Origin of the sequence: Campylobacter sp. LMG 7929, from assembly GCF_024723595.1 — a bacterium.
Lineage (GTDB): Bacteria > Campylobacterota > Campylobacteria > Campylobacterales > Campylobacteraceae > Campylobacter_D.
In genome coordinates, this window is sequence record NZ_JANQCY010000001.1 from 80,792 (window position 1) to 101,285 (window position 20,494).

Sequence of the window (20,494 nt, forward strand, 5' to 3'; positions counted from 1 at the left end):
TAAAACCAAAAAAAGGGTAAAAATGTCACAAGAGAAAATTTTAGAACCAGATACATTAATAACTTCTAAAACAGATTTAAAAGGAGATATCATTTATGCTAATGATGATTTTTTAAAATATGCTGGTTATAAAATGAATGAAATTTTGTATAAACCACATAATATTGTGCGTCATCCTGATATGCCAAAAACGGTTTTTAAATGTTTGTGGGATTATATACAAGATGGAAAAGAAATTTTTGCCTTTGTAAAAAATAAAACTAAACAAAATGATTATTATTGGGTTTTTACTAATGTTACAGCTTCATTTGATAATCAAGGAAATATTATAAATTATTATTCGGTAAGAAGAAAACCTAAAAGAGAGGCCATACCGGTTATAGAGCAAGTTTATAAGGTTTTAATAGAAGCTGAAAAAACTGGAGGTATAAAAGCTGGAGTGAATGAACTTATGAAGATAGTTAATTCTTATGGTATGAGTTATAATCAGCTAATTTTAGAGCTTCAAAAATAATTTTATAAAAATATTTAAAAAATGTTTTTTAAAAAAAGGTATAATAAGTCTGATTAATTTAAATTTAAGGAAATTATCTATGTCTTTGGAAAAAGTTCTAACTTCAGATGTTTTAATAACATCAAAAACTAATTTAAAAGGTGAAATTATTTATGCTAATGAGGATTTTTTAAAATACTCTGATTATAAAATTGAAGAAATTTTATATAAACCTCATAGTATTATGCGTCATCCTGATATGCCAAGAACTGTTTTTAAATATTTATGGGATAATATTCAAATGAAAAGAGAAGTTTTTGCTTTTGTAAAAAATAAAACAAAATTTAATGATTATTATTGGGTTTTTGCAAATGTAACTGCTTCTTGCGATGCTAATGAGAATATTTTAAATTATTATTCAGTAAGAAGAAAACCTAAAGCAGAAGCTGTTAAAACAATAGAGGAAATTTATAAAATTCTTATAAGAAAAGAAAAGGAAGGTGGTATAAAAGCAGGACTTGAAGAACTAAATGCTGTAGTAAAATCTTATGGGATGAGCTACAATGAATTAATAATGCAAATTCAAAAATAAAAGGATGTTGATGAAAAATATAGTATTAGTTGGTATTGGTCTGGGTATTTTATCTTGTGCAAATTCTATATATTTTATGGATTTTATTTCTTTTGGGTTTTCTTTGGCTTTGTTTTTATTGTTTGCTTTTGCTTTTGTTGTTTTAAAAAAAGAAGATCAATTTAGTGATAAAATCTTAGATCTTAGCAGAGAATTAAAAAATGGTAATTTTGATTCAAGAATTGTATACATTAAATGTAGCAATAAAAAGCTTAAAGAAATTGCGGATAATCTTAATAATACTATAGATGGTTTAGAAGCTTATTTGAGAGAAATTAATACTTCTATTGCTTGTTCTCAAAAGGGTGAGTATTTTAGAAGAGCTATTCCTGAAGGTTTAAAAGGAATTTTTGTTCATAATATTAACTTTATCAATAAAGCTTTAGATGATATAGAAAAAACAGGAAAATCTGTTTTTAAAAATGCTTTATCAAGAGAATTGATGGATTTGAGTTTAAATAGTCAAAATAAAAATTTAAATGACTTATCTTCTGCTTTAAATGGTATTATTAAGTTGATGAGGGAAGTTTTTGGTGATATTAAAATAATATCAGATACTGCTCAAAAGAATGGTTTAGAAGTGGGTAATTTGCAAGATTCGATTTCTTCTATGATGCAAGTGGCCGATGAGAGTAAAAAAGCTGTTGATACTTTTGCATCTAATGCTCAGAGTATTAATGCAATTGTAGAAGTTATTAGAGATATAGCAGATCAAACTAATCTTCTTGCGCTAAATGCGGCTATTGAGGCTGCTCGTGCGGGTGAACATGGAAGGGGTTTTGCTGTGGTTGCAGATGAGGTAAGACAACTTGCTGAAAAAACACAAAAAGCAACTGGCGAGATTACCTTGGCAATTCAAGTAATGAATCAAGAAATTGGCTCAATACAGGAAAATAGTGAAAAGGTATTTGATATTGCGAATTCTTCTAATAGTAAAATCGCTGATTTTAGCGAAGCATTTAGAGAATTAGAGGATAAAAGCTCTCATTTAGGAAAAGAATTTGTTAATTTTGCTTCTGATTTAACTTTATCAGCTATGAAAATAGATCATATTTTATATAAATCAGATGTTTATCTAACTCTTAATGGTTCTCAGCAAAATCTACAAAATCTTGATCCAATCTCTAGTCTATGTAAAGATGAAGATGCAAAAAGTATTTTCTGTCCTTTAATCTCTCAAAATGAAATGGATTCTAAGAGCGAAAAAATACAACACTCTGCAAATAAAGCTATAGAAATAGCTAAAAAAGAAAATATTTCAAAAGAAGATTATGATTCAATTATTAGTGACATAAGAGAGTTGGAAAAAGATAGTAAATTAATTATGGATAAACTAGAAGCTTAATAAGCTTCTAGTTTTTTACACAAGAGCTATTTTTAATACTTCATTTAAAGTTTTTACCCCAATTATTTTCATATTTTTTACTACTTCCTCCGGGATATCTTTTAAATCTCTTTCGTAGTTTTTATGTGGAATAATAGCCGTTTTAATATCAGCTTTATAAGCAGCAATTAATTTTTCTTTTAAACCACCTATTGGTAAAACATTACCCATTAGGTCAATCTCTCCTGTCATTGCAACATCAGATCTTACTTTTTTGTCACTAAAAATAGAGGCAATAGCTGTAGTGATTGTTATACCTGCACTTGGCCCATCTTTTGGTGTTGCACCATCTGGAACATGAATATGAAGATTGTATTGATTGTAAATACTTTCATCTTTTTTATAAAAAAGATTTTTTGGTGTTTTGATTTGTTCTTCATCGATTAAATTTTTAATAAGACTTTGAGCAATTTTTGCTGATTCTTTCATCACATCACCCAAACTTCCTGTAAGAGTTAACTCGCCTTTGCCTTTGATTTTAATAGCTTCTATTTTTAAAACATCTCCACCCACCGCAGTCCATGCAAGTCCATTTACTTGACCGATTTTATTTTCTTTTTCATGTTTTTCTATTTCAAAGACTTTTTTGTTTAAAAAATCTTTTAAATTTTTAGTATTAATATGAATGTTTTTAATATTTTCTTCCAAAAGAAGTTTTTTAACACATTTTCTACAAACTTCAGCAATCTTTCTTCTTAAATTTCTTACACCTGATTCTCTGGTATATTCACTGACTATTAATTCTATAGCTTCATCATCAAAACTAATTTCTTTTTCTTTTAGTCCATGTTTTTTTATTTCATCAGGTATGAGATAGTTTTTAGCTATTTGGAATTTTTCTTGAGGAGTGTAAGAGCTAAGCTCTATAAATTCCATCCTATCTTTTAAAGCAGGTGGGATTAAACTTGCATCATTTGCAGTAGCTATGAAAATAATTTTACTTAAATCAATGTTGAAATTTAGGTAATAATCTCTAAATTTAGTATTTTGTTCAGGATCTAAGATTTCAAGCAAAACTGCACTTGGATCTCCTCTATGGTTGCGACTTAGTTTATCAATCTCATCAAGCACTACTACAGGATTACTTTGTTTAGCTTCTATAAGTCCTTGTATAATGCGTCCTGGCATAGCTCCTATATAGGTTCTTCTATGCCCTCTTAATTCATTTACATCTTCTAAACCGCCTAAAGCTATGCGTACTAATTCTCTTTTTAATGCTTTTGCGACTGAATTTGCCAAAGAAGTCTTACCAACACCTGGAGGTCCAACTAAACACAAGATAACTTTTGCACCATCTCTATCTTTAATTTTGCGTTTTTCTAAAAGCTCTTTTACTGCAAAATATTCTTCAATACGTTCTTTTGGTTTCTCTAGGGCATAGTGATCACTATTGAGTTGCAAAGATACATCTTTTAAATTTAGTTTTTTCTTTGAGGAGTGCTCAAAAGGTATATCTAAAACCGTTTCTATGTAAGTTTGCACCATAGAGGCTTCTGAGTTATCTTGATGAATTCTTTCATATTTTTGAATTTGTTTTTTGATTTCTTTATAAGCTTCTTCATACATAAAAGCTTTTTTCTTTTCTAATTTTTTATTATATTCTTCTACTTCGCTTTCTTTTTGTATATCACTTCCAAGCTCTCTTTGAATTTGCTTGAGCTGTTCTTTTAGGAAATATTCTTTATTGACTTTATCTATTTTAGAATGAACTTTGTTTTTGATTTCTTTTTGAATTTTATTTGCTTCAATTTCTTTAGCTAAATAATCAATTAAATTTAAAAGCTTGGTTTCTAAATTAGTTTCGATGAAAAATTCATACGCTTGTTGTTTTTTGATTTTAATGGAATTTAGTATTAAATCACAAATTCTACTAGGCTCGACATCTTCTTCTATGGTTCTTAAAAGATCGGGTGGAAAATAATGACTCACAGTAGATAAAGCTTTAGCTTTTTCTCTTACTACTTCGATGATTGCTTCTTTTTTTGTGCTGCATAATGGTTCTTGGTGGATTAAATCAACTAGAGCAAGTAAGGGGTCATCTGAAATTTTTTCAACTATCTTAGCTTTGGCATAACCTTGAAATAAAATTTTAATTCTACCATCAGGCAATGGAACTTTTCTCATAATGGTTCCAATAACCCCACAATCATAAATTTCATCAAAACCACGTCCACCTTCAATCTTAGATGGTGCTACAAAAATCATGCTTTCATTTTGTAAAGCAGTATCTAAGGCTTTGATATTTTGCATATCATTTAAAAAAATTGGTGTTATCATAAAAGGGTATAAAAAAAGCTCATCTTCCACAAGAACAGGAAGTTTTGTTGGATAGTTTTGAGTGTTTTCTAATTTCATTACATTATACCTTCTTCAAATATTTTTCTATACCATGGAAGTTCTGGTTTAATCATATCGATTTTATTAAAATCGGAATTTTCTATTTTTTGCTTATAAATCTCATAGCTTTGCTCTCTATTTTTTTTATGATATAACTCTGCTATGCTGGTATCAAGATAAAAAACTGCAAGATTAAATTTAGTAAGCATGGTGTCAATTAAATCATTATATTGCACATTAGGATAGCTTTGATTGTATTCTTTGATTTCTTCTATTGTTTTTAACATTAGTGCTTGATTACGATTTGGAACAGCAAAAGAATCAAATTTGGCTTTGATTTTTAAATATCTTATATAAGCTACATTTTGTGAATCACCAAATTTATTTAAGTATTCATCAAGATAAAAATTTGCCATTTCATACTCCTCTTCACTAATGTGAGCTTGAGCCAATATAAGCAAAGTCTGTTCTAATAATGGATCAGCTATATGTTCAGCTGCCATTGAAGTATAATGTTTATCAGCTGCTTCAAGATTTTTTTCTTGTAAATCTTTTATAATTTGTTGATACCATTCCATCGAACTTAGATTATACAAATCTTCGGCTTTTTTTGAGCTGCATGCCCCTAAAAATAAACCTGCAATAATAAGCGAAAAAATAAAAAGTTTTTTCATAATGTTACCTTATAAATTTATATAGTTTATAATTATAGTGTTTTTATGTTTATGAAAATGTTAATTTTTGAATTAAAATTATAATCAAAAAGTTTTAATTAGCATAATTTAAAAAGTTGGAACTAAAATTGCTTTATGAGTTGTAATTTCTTAGTCAATAGATTTTAGGAGGCAAAATGAACTTAGAGGTTAAATGTCCTATTTTGGGGTTTGAAGATACCAAAAATATGAACTTTTATAAAATAGATGAGGTTTTTTATAGACTTAAAAGCCTTGATGGTAAAGATTTTTCTTTTGTGATGATTGATCCTTATATGATCCGTCCCGATTATGATTTTGAAGTACCTGATTATTATCAAGAATTATTAGCTTTAAATGAACAAACTAATTTTGGTGTATTTGTTATTGTCGCTATTAATGAGCCATTAGAAGAATCTACAGTTAATTTTTTAGCGCCTGTTGTGATGAATTATGATAATAATTCTTTAGTACAAGTGATTTTAGATACAAGCAAATATCCTAATTATTTTCAATCTGAAAAGATTTCAGCTTTTATTAAACAAGCAAAATAATGTCTGAAATTTATATTTTAGGAAATGGCGCTATGGCAAGTGCTATAGCTAAAGGTTTAAAAGATACTTATAAAGTAGTTATTGTTGCTAGGGATTTAAAAAAAGCTAGTAGCTTAAATTTAGAAGTTTTATCTTATGAAGAATTTGATTTAGAAGATAAAAATGTTATTTTAGCATTTAAACCTTATGCTTTAGAAGAAGTAGCTGTTAAATTAAAAGGCAAGGCAAGATGGCTTATTTCAGTTTTAGCAAATACTACTTTTGAGCAACTTCATTGTGTTAATGCGCAAAATTATATAAAAATCATGCCAAATACAGCAGCTGAATTTAAAGCCTCAGCGACTGCGTATTTGATGGAAAATGATTTATATAAAGATGAAATTTTATCTTTGTTAAATACTTTTGGTAAAACCATAGGTTTGCAAAATGAAAAAGAATTTGATGTGGCTATGGTTTTAAGTGGCTGTGCTCCTGCGTTTTTGGCTTTGGTAGCAGAAAGTTTAGCAAATGCAGGTGTGAAAAATGGTCTAAAAAATGAGCTTAGTTATGAGCTTACTCGTGCTTGTTTTGAAAGCTTTAGTGCTTTATTTAATCATACACATCCTGCTATTATTAAAGAAAAAATTTGTTCTCCAGCAGGAGTGACTATAAGAGGAGTTGAGGCTTTAGAAAAAAGAGCTTTGCGCGGTGCTTTTTTTGAAGCTTTTAATGTAAGTTTAAACAAATGAAGCAAGCTTTTAGTCTCCTAGAGCTTGCTTTTTGTATTGTAATTTTATCTTTTGTTTTTGGATCTTATTATCTTATATTTGCAAATAAATCTTTAAATATTATATGGCAAAATCAAATCCTTTTTAATGAAGAAAAAGAATTATTTATGCAAAATCCTTCATATAAAGCAAAAGAAGTAAATATAAATACTTATAACTTTTTAGAATACACTAGTGATGAGTTTAAACTCAAATCTTTAAAAATAAAAGATTTATCCTATAAAGAAGCCTTTATAGATGAAAAAAGCTTTTAGTTTATTAGAGCTTGTGCTAAGCCTTGTTATCTTGGGTGTATTGATTGTTATCTTAAGCAATCCGGCTATACATCTTTATAATTATAGTTACAAAATTAAAAATTCCAACACAGTATTTTTAAATTTAAATCAAACTTTGCTTAGTATGGAAAAAATTTATCATTCTTGTTTAAATGCGACATTGACAAGTAGTTCTTTTGAGTGCTATATGAGTGCAAATAATGATATTTTTTATGATGTATCATTGAAAAAATTAAACTTTAGTGGCATTATTTTAGAAAACAATGAAAGTTTTTTTAGTCCAAAAAGCAATTTACATTTTATAGAAAATGGAAATTCTAAAGGAATTTTAAGTAATTATAAAGATATGCATAGTGAAAAAAAGTTAAAAATATATGCTAATGATTATATGTATTTTTATGATATAAAAAATTCAAAAATTTATAAAGCATTAGTGAATGATAGAGAGAAAATCCATTTTAATAATGAGAAATTTAGTGGATTTTATACTATTTTATATGCTTATGTTAGAGTATATTTAGAAAATGAAAATATTTATATGCAAATAGATGATTTAAATCATAACAAACGATCTTTTTTACTAGCTCAAAATATTTCAAAGCTTATTTTCAAGTAAGATGATAAGGCGCTAAAAGTTTTAATATGCGATAAAAGTCAAAATGAATGTTTATTTAAGTGGATGTTTTTATGAAAAAATCGTTTGCTATGGTTTATACAATATCTTTTATTTTATTTATCTCTTTTGTTATGGTATTTATAATAAAAATTTCTTCATATTCTCCAAGAATTATGAAAGATTTAACTCTTTATACTCAAGGAAAGATTTTGCTTTATGATACAAAAGAGCTTTCTAAATATTTTTTATATCAAGCCTATTTAGAGGGTAAAGAATGTTTAAATGAATATAATTTTGAATATAATAATATAAAAATACGAATTGATTATGCTTATCCTTTGGGTGAGTGTAAAGGATATAAATTGATAGCAAATGATGCTAATGCAAAAAGCATTATAGCGGTAAATATTAGTGTGTTGCTAAATGATAATAAAGCGGTAAATGAAGAAGTGTTTTTACAAAAAAGTTTTTTTGTTTATCCTAAATTAGATTGAATGTAAGTTTGAACTCCAATAGCTATCATTTTTACCCCCATAGCCATAATAAAAACTAAAGCAATACGTGAAAAAACATAAAGTACAAGCTTTCCTATGACTTTTTCAATGGTAGCTGAAAAGTGAAATAAAGCAAAAATAAAAGCAAAGGTAAGTAGTACAGAAGCTATAGCTATAGCTAAATTTTGATCTTCTGAAATAACCACTATCGTTGAAAGTGTTCCAGGTCCTACTAGCATAGGAAATGCCATTGGAACTATACTTTTTTTCAATAATTCTTTATGACTTAATCCTTGATAATGTTGAAATTGAGAACTTGATGGAGTAAAAAGTAAGTTTCTAGTACTCATAATGATTAAAATCAAACCACCCGCAACTCGTAAATCATTAATATCTATTTTAAATAAATATTTCATAATAAACGGTCCAGAAAGTAAAAAAACTAAAACAATACAAAATGCAGTATAAATGATATTTCTAAAAAGTTTTTTTCTCGTATCAGCATCTAAGCCCTCAGTCATTGCGATAAATTGTGGAAGATTTCCAAAAGGATTTAAGACTGCTATAATAGCAACAGAAGCAAGTAAAATAGCATAAATTTCAGATTCTATATCTGAAAACATAAGACAACCTTTTATTTTCCCAAGCTTTTAAGCTTGGGATTGATTTAATAATTATAGTCCCTCAAAAGGATTAGTAACAACTTCTTTTCTATCTACGATATAAGGGATAAGTGCTACATGTCTTGCACGTTTAATAGCAACTTCAACCATTTCTTGGTGTTTTTTGCTAGTACCTGTTAAACGGCGTGGCATGATTTTAAATCTTTCTGATAAAGCATGTTTTAGCAATGCTGTATCTTTATAGTCTATAAAATCAACTTTAGCTTCTGTATATTTGCAATATTTACGTGAATATTTTCTTTTTTCTGCCATGTTTTTTCCTTTAAAATGGTAATTCTGTATCATCATCATATTTATCAATATCAATTTCCTTCATAGGAGCTTCCTTTTGAGGATTTTGATAAGTATTAGATGGGTTTGTTCTAGTTTGTACTTGAGCATAAGGGTCAAAACTTTGTTGTTGGTTAAAATTTTGATTATAGCCATAATTTTGATTGTCAAAATTGTTTTGTTGGTTATTTTGTACAGTTGAACCTAGCATTTCTAAATTCTCAACTTGAATGCTGTGTTTTGATCTATTTTGTCCATTTTGATCGCTCCACTGCTCAAATCTCAAACGACCTTCAATTAAAACTTTACTACCTTTGTTAAGGTATTGATTAGCAATCTCTGCTGTTCTACCAAAAAAACTAATGTCGATAAAGCAGGTTTCTTCTCTTTTTTCTCCTGTATTTGTACTAAATCTTCTTGTTACAGCTATAGCAGAAGAGCCTATCGCGCTACCTGATGGAGCATAGCGCATCTCTATATCCCTTGTAAGATTACCTACTAAAACGACTTTATTAAACATTAATTAGCCTTCTGTATTTTCACTAGCTTTGATTTCTTTTTTATTTTGTTTGATACCTTTGCTTAGTTTTTCCCAAGCTGCAATTTCTTTTTTATTTTCATATTTTACGATTAAAAATCTAATTACTTCTTCAGTGATTCTTAATACCCTTTCAAGCTCTGCTATTAAATTTGTAGGAGCTTTGAAATAAATCACAAAATAAGTTCCTCTTTCGTATTTTTTAATTTTATACGCAAGTTTTCTTGTTCCCATTGGAACTACGCTTTCAATTTCTGCGCCATTTTTTGTAAGGACTTCTTTTACGAATTCCAACTTAGCACTTACTTCTTCTTCTGTAAGTGTCGGTTTTAATATGAATAAAACTTCATAATGTCTCATTTAATTTCTCCTTATGGATATAAAGCCTAAAATTTTTAGGCAAGGATTTTGCATAAAATGCAAATTTTATTTTACCATAAGTTTTCTTAATTTAACTTTTTAATATGGAGCTAAGTTGTAAAAGTGTTGCGATTAAAAACTCTTTTTTTTCTATTTTAGAATTCTTTTTTAATTCATATTCGCAATTACAAAGTGTTAAAAAGATATGTTTATATTGTGATATTTTGATCACAAGAGCTTGTTTTTGAAGATTTTGTGTCACAGAAATAGGCGGGGCATAGCCTAAAATTTCTTTTAAGTCTAAATTTCCATAAATTTTAACATGTAATGCAATTTTAAAAAGTCTAGAAAAATTTGCATATAAGGCGTTAATCAGTGCTATTTCATTATAATTTTCTAAAATATTTTCAAGTTCATTTCTTAAATCTTGTTTTTGCATTAATTTATCAAAAAAACTTTCAAAGCTAATAGTGCTTAAGCTATAACAATGCTCTTGAATAATTTTTTCATCGATATTTAAACCACTAAATTTATTTAACTCATTAGCTGCTAAATATAAATTCTCATTAAAATTATAAAAAAGAGCATAGAGGGCATTTTGAGTGATGTTAATATTTAATTCTTTAGCTTTTAAAGCTAGCAACTCCATACCTTCTTTAGCTGAATTTACCTTATAAAATCTACAAAAATTATTAGCAAAAATTTTCTCTGCTTCGCTTTGTTTGGAGCTTTCATCATAAATTTCAAGTAAAAAATAATTATCTTGCGAATTTTGACAAAGCTGTAAAAGTTGTTTGAGTTCTTTGCTTGGGATTTTCTTTTGAGTTTTGATTTCTAGCAGTTTTCTCTCGCTAAATAAAGAAGCACTAGATAAATAATCATGGGCTTGCTTAAAATCATATTCTTCAAAATAAAATCTTAAACTCTCATCAAAAGAGTATTTGTCTTTAATAAATTTAGCATAAAGCTCTATTTGGAAATTATCCGCTCCATAAAGTAAGAAAAAATTAGGAAAACTATTGCTATTAAGTAAGCTTTGGAGTTGATTTTTATACATTTTGCTTTCTTTCTAAACTAAAATGCTTGGTGATTTTGCCAAAAATTTTAGCACTAACAATATCTACTTCAGTGATTTCTACTTCTACATTTTCTAATAAATTTGCCCTTGAACCTATGATGGTAATCAAAGCTCCTTTAATTTCATCATTTAATTTTACTTGCAATGAACTTTGATTTTCTACTACCAAAGCTTTAAATCTTTTTCCTATATTTTCCTTTGCCCATCTTGCAAATTTTCTATCCATGAAATGCCAAGCAACTTTATCCGCCTCTCTTTCTAGTAAGCTTAATTCTTCACAAGTACTTTGTATATTTAAAAGTAAATAATTAAACATTTTTTCATCATTGTTAATTTTAGCTTTTAAAAGTCTATGTAAAATAAGATCAGAATACCTTCTAATAGGACTTGTAAAATGGGTATATTTATCAAAACCTAAGCCAAAATGTCCCGCATTTTCACTAGAATATTCTGCCTTTTTTTGTGCTTTGATGATGAGCTTATCTACTTCTTCTCTTATATTTAGCTCATTTGCTAAGACTTGAATGTCTTTAAATAATTCTATGACATTATTTTTAGGATTAATATCTATACTAAGCGTTGAAAGATCAACTAGTAATTGATCTATTTTTTTATAATCAGGACTTAAGTGATTTCTAAAAACTCCTATATCAATGAGTTTTGCTGCAGCTTTATTAGCTAAAAGCATACAATCTTCGATTAAATTATGCGAGGCCGTGTCATTTTCAAGGCGTGTTTTTATGAGTTTATTATTTTCATCTAAAGTCATTCTTAGCTCTTGGGTTTTAAACTCACAAGCATTTTTTAATCGTTTTTTGCGTAAATTTTGAGTGATTTTAAAAACTTCATAAAGCCAATTAATTGCACCTAAATCTTCTTGCGTTTGTAAATACTCATCAACTTCATCATAATCAAAACGGCGCTTTGAGTTAATAATAGCCTCGAAAAGCTCTTCTTTAATCACTTCATTGTTTTGATCTAAGCTTATTTTAAAACAAAATGCTAACCTATCTTCATTAGGTTTTAGTGAGCAAATATTTTCACTCAAAGCTCTTGGCAACATAGGTATAGCAATATGAGGAAAATAAATCGAAAAACCCCTTGATCTTGCTTCTTTATCAATGGCGCTATAAGCATGCACATAAGCGCTTACATCAGCTATGGCTACATAAATGGCATGTTCATTTTTATCATAATAAATTGCATCATCAAAATCTTTTGCATCAATTGGATCAATGGTGCAAAAATTTAAATTTCTAAGATCTTTTCTTGATGGATACATACTTGCATCAACTTTATCTCCATAAGCTTTTGCTTCATTTTCACATAAATTATCAAAAATTGCATTTTTATTAAAAAGTGCTAAGGAAATTTTTTCATCCACAAAATCATCATCAATATGCCCTATCACTTCAGTGATATTATTATCATGATTTTCTATTTTTAAAATAGTTCCTAAAGGCAGAGCTTTTAAGGATTTTTGAGAGGCTTTTAAGGCACATGTAAGTCCTGTTTGAATATTTACTCCAAGAACTGCTTCGCCGTATTTTTTAGTCATAACCAAAGAAGTTTCGTGGGCTCTTTTAAGTATTAAAATAACTTTAGCACTTGGACGCTTTTTTTTAAGAGGGAGTAATTTTACCACAACTATATCAGCATAATTTGCTCCTTTTAAATTTTTATTTTCTATGAGCAAATCACGCTTAAAAGCAGGATCAAAACTTTCTAAAAATCCCGTTCCATTAACAGAAATATCAATTTTACCAAAAGTAAAGCCATCTTTTAAATAGTATTTGTTTTTATAAAATTTAATGATATCACAAGTTAATAATTCTCTAATGATTTGCTTATTTTTATTGGTAATTTCATTAGCATTTAGACCATAACTTAGTTGATTAAATAATTCTTTCATAAGACTCTTTATAGTAATTTTTCAAAACTTAAATTTTATCATAAAAGGATTAAATTTATATTTTTTAGTTATAATCTTTGCTCTAATTTTAATTTTAGGAGTGCATAATGGCTGTATCAATTTATTATGATAAAGATTGTGATATTAATTTAATAAAATCAAAAAAAGTAGCTATTATAGGTTTTGGCTCTCAAGGTCATGCTCATGCTATGAATTTAAGAGATAGTGGTGTAGATGTTATCATAGGCTTAAAAGAGGGTGGGCAAAGTTGGGCAAAAGCTCAAAAAGCAAATTTTATAGTAAAAAGTGTAAAAGAAGCTACTAAAGAAGCAGATTTGATTATGATTTTAGCTCCTGATGAAATTCAAAGTGAAATTTTTAATGAGGAAATTAAACCTGAATTAAAAACAGGTAAAACTCTAGCATTTGCACATGGATTTAATATCCATTATGGACAAATTGTTGCTCCAAAAGGTATAGATGTGATTATGATAGCTCCTAAAGCTCCAGGTCATACTGTAAGGCATGAATTTAGTATAGGCGGGGGTACTCCTTGTTTAATTGCTATCCACCAAGATGAGAGTAAAAATGCTAAAAATTTAGCTTTAAGTTATGCTAGTGCTATAGGTGGTGGTAGAACAGGTATTATAGAAACAACTTTTAAAGCTGAAACTGAAACAGATTTATTTGGTGAGCAAGCAGTACTTTGTGGAGGACTTAGTGCTTTAATTCAAGCTGGTTTTGAAACCTTAGTTGAAGCAGGGTATGAGCCTGAAATGGCGTATTTTGAGTGTTTGCATGAAATGAAATTAATTGTAGATTTGATTTATCAAGGTGGTATTGCTGATATGAGATATTCTGTTTCTAATACTGCTGAATATGGAGATTATATCACAGGGCCTAAGATTATTACCAAAGAAACTAAAGAGGCTATGAAAGGTGTTTTAAAAGATATACAAAATGGAAGTTTTGCTAAAGATTTTATCTTAGAAAGAAGAGCGAATTTTGCAAGAATGCATGCAGAGCGTAAATTAATGAATGATTCTTTGATAGAAAAAACAGGACGCGAACTTCGCGCTATGATGCCTTGGATTAGTGCTAAAAAATTAGTTGATAAAGATAAAAACTAATTTGAAAACTATAAATAAAAAATACAAAGTGCTTTTAGCACTTTGTCTTGTTGTAATTGGAATTTTTCTTTTTGCATTTGGAGCTTTGTTTTTAAAAAAAGAAGAAAATAAAGGTTTAGATTACAATCAAACAATAAACAAAAAAGAACCATTACTACCCACAAAAGAGCAAGAAAATAATTTTAGTTTTAATGATATAAATTTGACTTTAGAAAATGAAAATTTAGAATTTTTAGATAAAAATATTAGTGAAATTTTAAATTTAAACCCTGTAAATACAGAGTTAAATCAAACTAAAGAAGATAATCAAACTTCAATTTTAAAAGTAATAGATCAAAATGCAAGCAAAGAATCAAAAAATGAAGAGCAAAATATATCAGATAAAAATGAGGATAATAAAACTCAAATTCTAATACAAAAAAATACCAAACCTCGTTTAGCAATTATCATAGATGATATGGCAAGTCACACTCATGTAGATATGCTTAAAAAAACAAATTTAAAATTAATCCCATCTTTTTTCCCGCCTGATAAACGCCATCCTTATACAGCTGAGTTTGCAAAGGATTTTGACTTTTTTATGGTGCATTTGCCCCTTGCTGCTATAAAATATGACAAGGCAGAATTAAATACTTTACACCCTAGCGATGATATGCAAAAAATAAGCAAGCGTGTAGCTTTTGTAAAAGAGCAATTTCCAAGAGCAAAATTTATTAACAACCACACAGGAAGTTTATTTACTGCAAATAAGCAGGCTATGGAAAAATTATTTAATGCTTTTAAACAAAACGATTTTATTTTTGTTGATTCAAGAACCATAGGAAAATCTAAAGCAAAAAACTTAGCAAATCAGTTTAATCAGCCTTATATAGCTAGAGATGTTTTTTTGGATAATGAAGATGATATAACATATATTAAAAATCAACTCAAACAAGCAGTAGAAGAGGCAAAAAAGAAAGGTTTTGCTATCGCTATTGGTCATCCAAGAGAAAAGACTTTTAAAGCTTTGGTACAAAGTAAAGAATTGCTAAAATCAGTTGAGCTTGTGTATTTAAATGAAATTTATTGAAAATATTGAGGATTTTAAAAATCTTTTAAATCCACCTTCAAAGATTTATTATAAAGGCAATTTAGAGCTTTTAAATGCTAGAAAAGTAGCTGTTATAGGTTCTAGAAAAATGAGTGTTTATACCAAAAATTGTCTTGTTGAATTGGTGACTTTGTTAAAAAAAGCTAAGGTTTGTGTGGTAAGTGGCGGGGCTTTGGGGGTTGATATCCAAGCAGCTAAAATAGCTTACCCTCAAACCATAGCTATATTTGCTAATGGGCTTGATGAGATTTATCCAAAAGCAAACACAAATGAAATTTTAAATATTTATGAAAATGCATTAGCCTTAAGTGAAAATGAAGGAAATTACAAGGCAAAGCCCTATGATTTTTTATTAAGAAATAGACTTATTATTGCTTTAAGCGAGGTTGTTATAATAGCTCAAGCTGATTTAAAAAGTGGTTCTATGCAAAGTGCAAGACTTGCTTTATGTATGAATAAACCTATATATGTATTACCTCATAGGAAAAATGAAAGCGAAGGAACAAATTTGCTTTTAGCTACAAAAAAGGCAAATTTAATTCATGATTTTGATGAATTTGTAAAAATGTTTGGAGAGCTTCATTATGAGCAAAGTGAAGATGATTTGTTAAGTTTTTTAAAACATGAAGATGATTTAGAAAAAGTTTTGAAAAAATTTGGCGATAGAGTTTATGAGTATGAACTTGAGGGTTTGGTAGAAATATCTGGAGTGAAAATAAGATCTTGCATATGAAAACTTTAGCATTAGATATAGGCTTAAAGCGTATTGGTGTTGCTTTGTGTGTTAATAAAAGTATAGCTATGCCACTTGAAGCTATTATTAGAAAAAACCGTAACCAAGCAGCAAATGAGGTAAAAAAGTACATCAAAGAGTATGATGTAAATGCTTTAGTAGTAGGAATTCCTTTAGGTGGATCTAGTGAAGATGAAATGCGAAAAAGGGTGGAACATTTCATATCTTTACTTGATTTTGACAAAGAAGTTTTTTTTGTCGATGAGAGTTTTAGTTCTAAAAATGCACAAGAACTTGGCATGGTGAATTTAAAGAAAAAAGATGGCAAACTTGATTCTTTAGCTGCGTATTTGTTTTTAAAGGATTTTTATGGCCTTACTTGATTTAAATACAGCTTTAGATGAAATTTATACAAAAGAGCAAAAAGAACAAATCCTTCAAAGTTTTAATCAAGAAAAATATATTAATATTTTTAGAAATTCCTTGCTTGTTGATAATGATGAATTAGAAGAAATTTTAAATAATGAAAATATAGAATTTGAAAAAATTGATCTGAATTGTTATAAAATTCCAAGTATCTTCAAAAGTAAACTAAGCTCAATGAAAGCTTTTAATGAGGGTAAGTTTTATATACAAAATTATTCTTCGTATTTATGTGCTAAAGCTTTGGATGTTAAAGCTGGTGAGAGTGTATTAGATATGTGTGCAGCTCCTGGTGGAAAAAGTTTAAATTTGGCTAATTTTATGCAAAATGAGGGTTATTTAGCAAGTTGTGAATTATCTAAAACACGTTTTTTTACCTTAAAAAAAACTATGGAAAATTATCAAGTTAAAATTGTAAAATGCTTCTTAAAAGACGCACGTACTATAGGCAAGGCTTGTCCTTTGAAATTTGATAAAATTTTACTTGATGCACCTTGCTCAACTTTTGCAAAAATGGGTTTTGAAATCCAAAAAAATACAAAAGAAATTAAGCAAATTGCAAATTTGCAAAAAAAGCTTTTGCATTCAGCATTATTAGCTTTAAAACATGGCGGAGAATTAGTATATAGCACTTGTACATTTTTAAGAGAAGAAAATGAAGCAGTTTTAGAAAATGCATTAAGAAATGAAAATTTTAAATTAGAATTGCTTGATTTTAATTTGGTTAATGTTGATTTTATATGTGCAAAGAGTGATGAATTTGATTTATCATTTGCTAAAAGAGTTTTACCAGATGACTATGCAGATGGGTTTTTTATAGCAAAAGTGAAAAAATATTAAAAATCAATAAAATTAAATGTGAAAAATATTTTTTAGTTTAAAACTTAAAGTGCTATTTTTAGGTGCTTAGAAGGTAAATTCACACTGTGAAACTCTTGTGAATAAAACGATGAAATTTTGAAAACTTAAATTAAAGTAGTAGTAAATAAATGTAATAAAAAATATATTAAAGATAAATAAGCACGAAGCTTATTTATCTCTTAAGTTTAATTCGCTAATTAATTTAGAATAAGCTTGATAATCTTTTCTTTTTAGATAAGATAAAAGTCTTTTTCTTTGACCAACAAGCTTTAAAAGACCTAAGCGAGAAGAAAAATCTTTTTTGTAGATTTTTAAATGTTCTGTTAAATCTGAAATTCTTGCGCTTAAAAGTGCGATTTGAACTTCTGGAGAACCTGTATCTCCTTCTTTTCTAGCAAATTTTGCAACTATTTCTGCTTTTTTAGCCGAATCTAAAGCCATAATAGACCTCCTGAGCGGTATTAAAATAAAAAGTGTAATTATAACTAAAAAACCAAAAAGAATGCTGAAATTTAAAAAATATGAAATTTAATATTTATCGATACTTATTTTTGATATAATAAAAATTTTTATTAATAACCAATAATATATTTTATTTATAACTTGAAAGGAACAAATGTTATTTACCAAAGCTAGCGAATATGCTTTATTATCTTTAATTCATATAGCAAAATCCCAAGAACCACAAGATGTAGATACTATGTCAAATGTCTTAGATATACCTAAAAGTTTTTTAGCAAAAATTTTACAAGCTCTTGCTAAAGATGCACTTTTGAAGTCTTACAAGGGAGCTAAGGGTGGTTTTGCGCTTATTAAGCAACCAAGTGAATACACTTTAAAAGAAATTATCAATAGCGTAGAGAAAAAATCTATTAATGTTTTTGAATGTAGTAATGGAATTTGTCCTTCTCAAAAAGAGGATAATTGCAAAATTATGCCAGTTTTAGTGAAACTTCAAAATAAGATAGATGATTTTTTAGTTTCTATTACCTTAGAGGATATTATTCAAAATAATGGCTAAAAGAGATATTTTTAGCTTAGTATTGCCTTGGGTTGCTCCGCTTGTTGCACCTATTTTAAAGGCAAAAAGTTTAACTATAGTGGCTGTAATTATTGCAATTTTAGCAATTATTATAGTGCCTTTACCAAGTATAGTTTTAGACTTTTTTCTTGCTTTAAGTATTGCCATTTCGGTTTTAATTATTTTAATTTCTTTGTATATACCAAAGCCTACGGATTTAACAACTTTTCCAACGTTGATTTTGATCATCACACTTTTTAGACTTTCACTTAATATTGCTACAACGCGTATGATTTTGAGTGAGGGTCATCAAGGTCCAGCAGCTGTTAGTGATATAGTGGCAAGTTTTGGTGAATTTGTTGTTGGTGGCAATTATGTTATAGGTATGGTTGTTTTTTGTATTTTGGTTTTGATTAATTTTATGGTTGTAACCAAAGGTAGTACAAGGGTTTCTGAGGTTCAAGCAAGATTTACCCTTGATGCAATGCCAGGTAAGCAGATGGCTATTGATGCGGATTTAAATGCAGGTTTGATTGATGAAAAAACTGCACGCGCAAGACGCCAAGAAATTATAGCCGAAGCAAATTTTTATGGAGCAATGGATGGTTCTTCTAAATTTATAAAAGGGGACGCTGTTGCTGGGATTATTATCACCATTGTAAATTTAATTGGCGGGTTTATGATAGGTTATTTTCAGCATGATATGGAGCTTGGAGAATGTGCTTCAACTTATACTATATTAACAATAGGTGATGGACTTGTTTCTCAAATTCCTGGGCTTATCACTTCAACAGCAACTGCAATTATCATTACGCGTGCTAGTAAAGATGAGGATAATTTTGCTGAAGGTTCTATTAATCAGCTTTTAGGAGAATACAAAACACTATTAATTGTAGGTTTTGTTTTATTTATTTTTGCTTTAGTACCTGGTTTACCGCATTTTTCTTTGGGTTTTATGGCTTTGGTGTTTTTGGGTCTTGGTTATATGATAAAACAAGTGCAAGAAGGTAAAATTCAAATCAATACAATTTCGGCTAAAAAATCTCAAGAAGCTGATGAGCAAGAGCAAGCTAAACCTCAAAAACGCAGCGAGGAAGAAATTTTAAAAGAAGAAGAAAACAAAATCACAGATATTTTAAAATTAGAAATTTTAGAATTAGAATTAGGTTATGGACTTATTAAATTAGCAGAAAGTGAATTAACAGAGCGTATTAGATCAACAAGACGCAATATAGCTCAAAGTTTAGGTTTTTTAATGCCAAAAATTAGAATTAGAGATAATTTACAATTAAAGCCTAATGAATATACTTTCAAGCTCAAAGGTGTGGGTATAGCTAGTGCTGAAATTTATCCAGATAAATATCTGGCTATGGATAGTGGTTTTATAACTGAACCTATCGAAGGTATAGCTACTAAAGAACCTGCTTTTAATTCTGATGCTTTATGGATAGAATCATCTTTAAAAGATGAGGCAACGCTAAATGGTTATATTGTAATTGATCCAGCAAGTGTGATTTCAACCCATATGAGCGAGCTTATAAAAGCCAATGCTTCAGAACTTTTAACTAAACAAGAGGTTCAAAATTTATTAGATAAAATCAAAAATGATTATCCTATCGTAGTAGATGATTGTTTAAGAGTTGCTAGTATAGGTTTGATTCAAAAAGTTTTAAAAGCTTTACTTAAAGAGCATATTCCTATTAAAGATATGCTTACAATTTTAGAATCAATTAGTGATATAGCTGAAGTAAGTAAGAGTTTGGATATGATTATTGAGCATGTAAGAGCTTCTTTAGCAAGAGCAATTACAAATTTATATGTGGATGAAAAAGGGCAAATTAGCTTTTATATTTTTGATGCTGCTGCTGCTGCAAAATTAATGGAGCATGTGCAGTTTAAAGATGGTTCGTATCATTTAATGATAAATGTAGCTCAAACCGGCGCTTTAGTAGAAGCTTTAAAAGCTGAACTTGCAAGTGTAGCAAATACAAGAATTAAACCTTTCTTGCTTTGTGTTGAGCCACAACTTAGAAAATTTATTGCTGATATTTGTTCTAATTTTGGTATTAATATTACGGTTTTAAGTTTTGCTGAGATTGCAGAAAATACCAAATTTGAAACAGAAGGTATCATAAAAGTTGATAATTTATAA

General features: G+C 28.5%; 23 protein-coding genes and 1 pseudogene. 15 read left to right on the top strand and 9 right to left on the bottom strand.

The genetic code is table 11. The features are described from left to right. Window positions 1–22: 22 nt before the first annotated feature. The 3 genes and pseudogenes from CAMP5118_RS00425 to CAMP5118_RS08050 form a co-directional block, all read left to right on the top strand. Window positions 23–514, top strand: a complete 492-nt coding sequence (locus tag CAMP5118_RS00425) for a PAS domain-containing protein (protein WP_337216325.1) — start codon at window positions 23–25, stop codon at window positions 512–514. A gap of 79 nt (window positions 515–593) precedes the next feature. After that, window positions 594–1,085, top strand: coding sequence for a PAS domain-containing protein (locus CAMP5118_RS00430; protein WP_337216326.1), 492 nt, complete (start codon window positions 594–596; stop codon window positions 1,083–1,085). Between the two features lie 682 nt (window positions 1,086–1,767). Then, window positions 1,768–2,469: pseudogene (locus tag CAMP5118_RS08050) on the top strand (methyl-accepting chemotaxis protein); the annotation flags it as partial. Between the two features lie 15 nt (window positions 2,470–2,484). On the opposite strand, the gene lon reads toward CAMP5118_RS08050, so the two are convergent. Continuing rightward, complete coding sequence (gene lon, locus CAMP5118_RS00440) at window positions 2,485–4,863, bottom strand: endopeptidase La (RefSeq protein WP_337216328.1); 2,379 nt, start codon at window positions 4,861–4,863, stop codon at window positions 2,485–2,487. Continuing rightward, entirely contained in the window at window positions 4,863–5,519 is a 657-nt protein-coding gene (gene bamD / locus CAMP5118_RS00445) for an outer membrane protein assembly factor BamD (protein ID WP_263663167.1), read from the bottom strand. The genes lon and bamD overlap by 1 nt, the downstream gene beginning before the upstream one ends. A 176-nt stretch (window positions 5,520–5,695) precedes the next feature. Here bamD and fliW point away from each other — a divergent pair, with 176 nt between their 5' ends. The 5 genes from fliW to CAMP5118_RS00470 all read left to right on the top strand — a co-directional run bounded on the left by fliW (window position 5,696) and on the right by CAMP5118_RS00470 (window position 8,243). Continuing rightward, window positions 5,696–6,091 (top strand): flagellar assembly protein FliW, encoded by a 396-nt coding sequence (gene fliW, locus CAMP5118_RS00450; RefSeq protein WP_263663168.1) that lies wholly within the window; start codon window positions 5,696–5,698, stop codon window positions 6,089–6,091. Further along, window positions 6,091–6,819, top strand: coding sequence for a pyrroline-5-carboxylate reductase (locus tag CAMP5118_RS00455; RefSeq protein ID WP_337216329.1), 729 nt, complete (start codon window positions 6,091–6,093; stop codon window positions 6,817–6,819). The genes fliW and CAMP5118_RS00455 overlap by 1 nt, the downstream gene beginning before the upstream one ends. Continuing rightward, window positions 6,816–7,112 (top strand): hypothetical protein, encoded by a 297-nt coding sequence (locus tag CAMP5118_RS00460; RefSeq protein WP_039618527.1) that lies wholly within the window; start codon window positions 6,816–6,818, stop codon window positions 7,110–7,112. The genes CAMP5118_RS00455 and CAMP5118_RS00460 overlap by 4 nt, the downstream gene beginning before the upstream one ends. After that, a complete protein-coding gene (locus tag CAMP5118_RS00465; protein ID WP_337216330.1) occupies window positions 7,096–7,749 on the top strand; it encodes a prepilin-type N-terminal cleavage/methylation domain-containing protein in 654 nt (217 codons plus the stop codon). The genes CAMP5118_RS00460 and CAMP5118_RS00465 overlap by 17 nt, the downstream gene beginning before the upstream one ends. A gap of 71 nt (window positions 7,750–7,820) precedes the next feature. Beyond that, window positions 7,821–8,243, top strand: a complete 423-nt coding sequence (locus CAMP5118_RS00470) for a hypothetical protein (protein WP_263678705.1) — start codon at window positions 7,821–7,823, stop codon at window positions 8,241–8,243. Here the strand turns inward: CAMP5118_RS00470 and CAMP5118_RS00475 are convergent. The 6 genes from CAMP5118_RS00475 to CAMP5118_RS00500 all read right to left on the bottom strand — a co-directional run bounded on the left by CAMP5118_RS00475 (window position 8,225) and on the right by CAMP5118_RS00500 (window position 13,084). Next, window positions 8,225–8,866: a MarC family protein gene (locus tag CAMP5118_RS00475; RefSeq protein ID WP_337214474.1), complete on the bottom strand. Its 642-nt coding sequence runs from the start codon at window positions 8,864–8,866 to the stop codon at window positions 8,225–8,227. The genes CAMP5118_RS00470 and CAMP5118_RS00475 overlap by 19 nt on opposite strands. Before the next feature lie 51 nt (window positions 8,867–8,917). Next, a complete protein-coding gene (gene rpsR / locus CAMP5118_RS00480) occupies window positions 8,918–9,178 on the bottom strand; it encodes a 30S ribosomal protein S18 (protein WP_039618521.1) in 261 nt (86 codons plus the stop codon). A 10-nt stretch (window positions 9,179–9,188) separates the two neighbouring features. Beyond that, on the bottom strand, window positions 9,189–9,716 hold the full coding sequence (locus CAMP5118_RS00485; RefSeq protein WP_263663174.1) for a single-stranded DNA-binding protein: 528 nt from the start codon (window positions 9,714–9,716) through the stop codon (window positions 9,189–9,191). Window positions 9,717–9,719: 3 nt separating this feature from the next. After that, window positions 9,720–10,094 (bottom strand): 30S ribosomal protein S6, encoded by a 375-nt coding sequence (gene rpsF / locus CAMP5118_RS00490; RefSeq protein WP_263663175.1) that lies wholly within the window; start codon window positions 10,092–10,094, stop codon window positions 9,720–9,722. Window positions 10,095–10,185: 91 nt separating this feature from the next. Then, window positions 10,186–11,151, bottom strand: coding sequence for a DNA polymerase III subunit delta (holA, locus tag CAMP5118_RS00495; RefSeq protein WP_337216331.1), 966 nt, complete (start codon window positions 11,149–11,151; stop codon window positions 10,186–10,188). Continuing rightward, entirely contained in the window at window positions 11,144–13,084 is a 1,941-nt protein-coding gene (locus CAMP5118_RS00500) for a ribonuclease R family protein (RefSeq protein WP_337216332.1), read from the bottom strand. The genes holA and CAMP5118_RS00500 overlap by 8 nt, the downstream gene beginning before the upstream one ends. Before the next feature lie 107 nt (window positions 13,085–13,191). On the opposite strand from CAMP5118_RS00500, the gene ilvC reads away from it, so the two are divergent. The 5 genes from ilvC to CAMP5118_RS00525 are packed head-to-tail and all read left to right on the top strand — an operon-like array spanning window position 13,192 to window position 17,300. Continuing rightward, complete coding sequence (gene ilvC / locus CAMP5118_RS00505; RefSeq protein WP_337214471.1) at window positions 13,192–14,214, top strand: ketol-acid reductoisomerase; 1,023 nt, start codon at window positions 13,192–13,194, stop codon at window positions 14,212–14,214. Between the two features lies 1 nt (window position 14,215). After that, window positions 14,216–15,283, top strand: a complete 1,068-nt coding sequence (locus CAMP5118_RS00510; RefSeq protein ID WP_337216333.1) for a divergent polysaccharide deacetylase family protein — start codon at window positions 14,216–14,218, stop codon at window positions 15,281–15,283. Beyond that, the gene (locus CAMP5118_RS00515) at window positions 15,270–16,037 is read left to right on the top strand and encodes a DNA-processing protein DprA (protein ID WP_337216334.1); all 768 of its coding nucleotides are present in this window, start codon (window positions 15,270–15,272) and stop codon (window positions 16,035–16,037) included. Before CAMP5118_RS00510 ends, CAMP5118_RS00515 begins: the two co-directional genes overlap by 14 nt. Then, on the top strand, window positions 16,034–16,420 hold the full coding sequence (gene ruvX, locus CAMP5118_RS00520; RefSeq protein WP_337216335.1) for a Holliday junction resolvase RuvX: 387 nt from the start codon (window positions 16,034–16,036) through the stop codon (window positions 16,418–16,420). The genes CAMP5118_RS00515 and ruvX overlap by 4 nt, the downstream gene beginning before the upstream one ends. Then, complete coding sequence (locus CAMP5118_RS00525; RefSeq protein WP_263682144.1) at window positions 16,407–17,300, top strand: RsmB/NOP family class I SAM-dependent RNA methyltransferase; 894 nt, start codon at window positions 16,407–16,409, stop codon at window positions 17,298–17,300. The genes ruvX and CAMP5118_RS00525 overlap by 14 nt, the downstream gene beginning before the upstream one ends. Before the next feature lie 189 nt (window positions 17,301–17,489). Here CAMP5118_RS00525 and rpsO read toward each other — a convergent pair whose 3' ends face one another. Beyond that, on the bottom strand, window positions 17,490–17,762 hold the full coding sequence (rpsO, locus tag CAMP5118_RS00530) for a 30S ribosomal protein S15 (protein WP_012661650.1): 273 nt from the start codon (window positions 17,760–17,762) through the stop codon (window positions 17,490–17,492). Between the two features lie 175 nt (window positions 17,763–17,937). Here rpsO and CAMP5118_RS00535 point away from each other — a divergent pair, with 175 nt between their 5' ends. Together CAMP5118_RS00535 and flhA are read left to right on the top strand one after the other, a co-directional pair. Continuing rightward, window positions 17,938–18,342 carry an Rrf2 family transcriptional regulator gene (locus CAMP5118_RS00535; RefSeq protein WP_263663184.1) on the top strand — a complete coding sequence of 135 codons (405 nt, stop codon included), beginning with the start codon at window positions 17,938–17,940 and terminating at the stop codon, window positions 18,340–18,342. Continuing rightward, on the top strand, window positions 18,335–20,494 hold the full coding sequence (gene flhA, locus CAMP5118_RS00540; protein WP_263678690.1) for a flagellar biosynthesis protein FlhA: 2,160 nt from the start codon (window positions 18,335–18,337) through the stop codon (window positions 20,492–20,494). Before CAMP5118_RS00535 ends, flhA begins: the two co-directional genes overlap by 8 nt.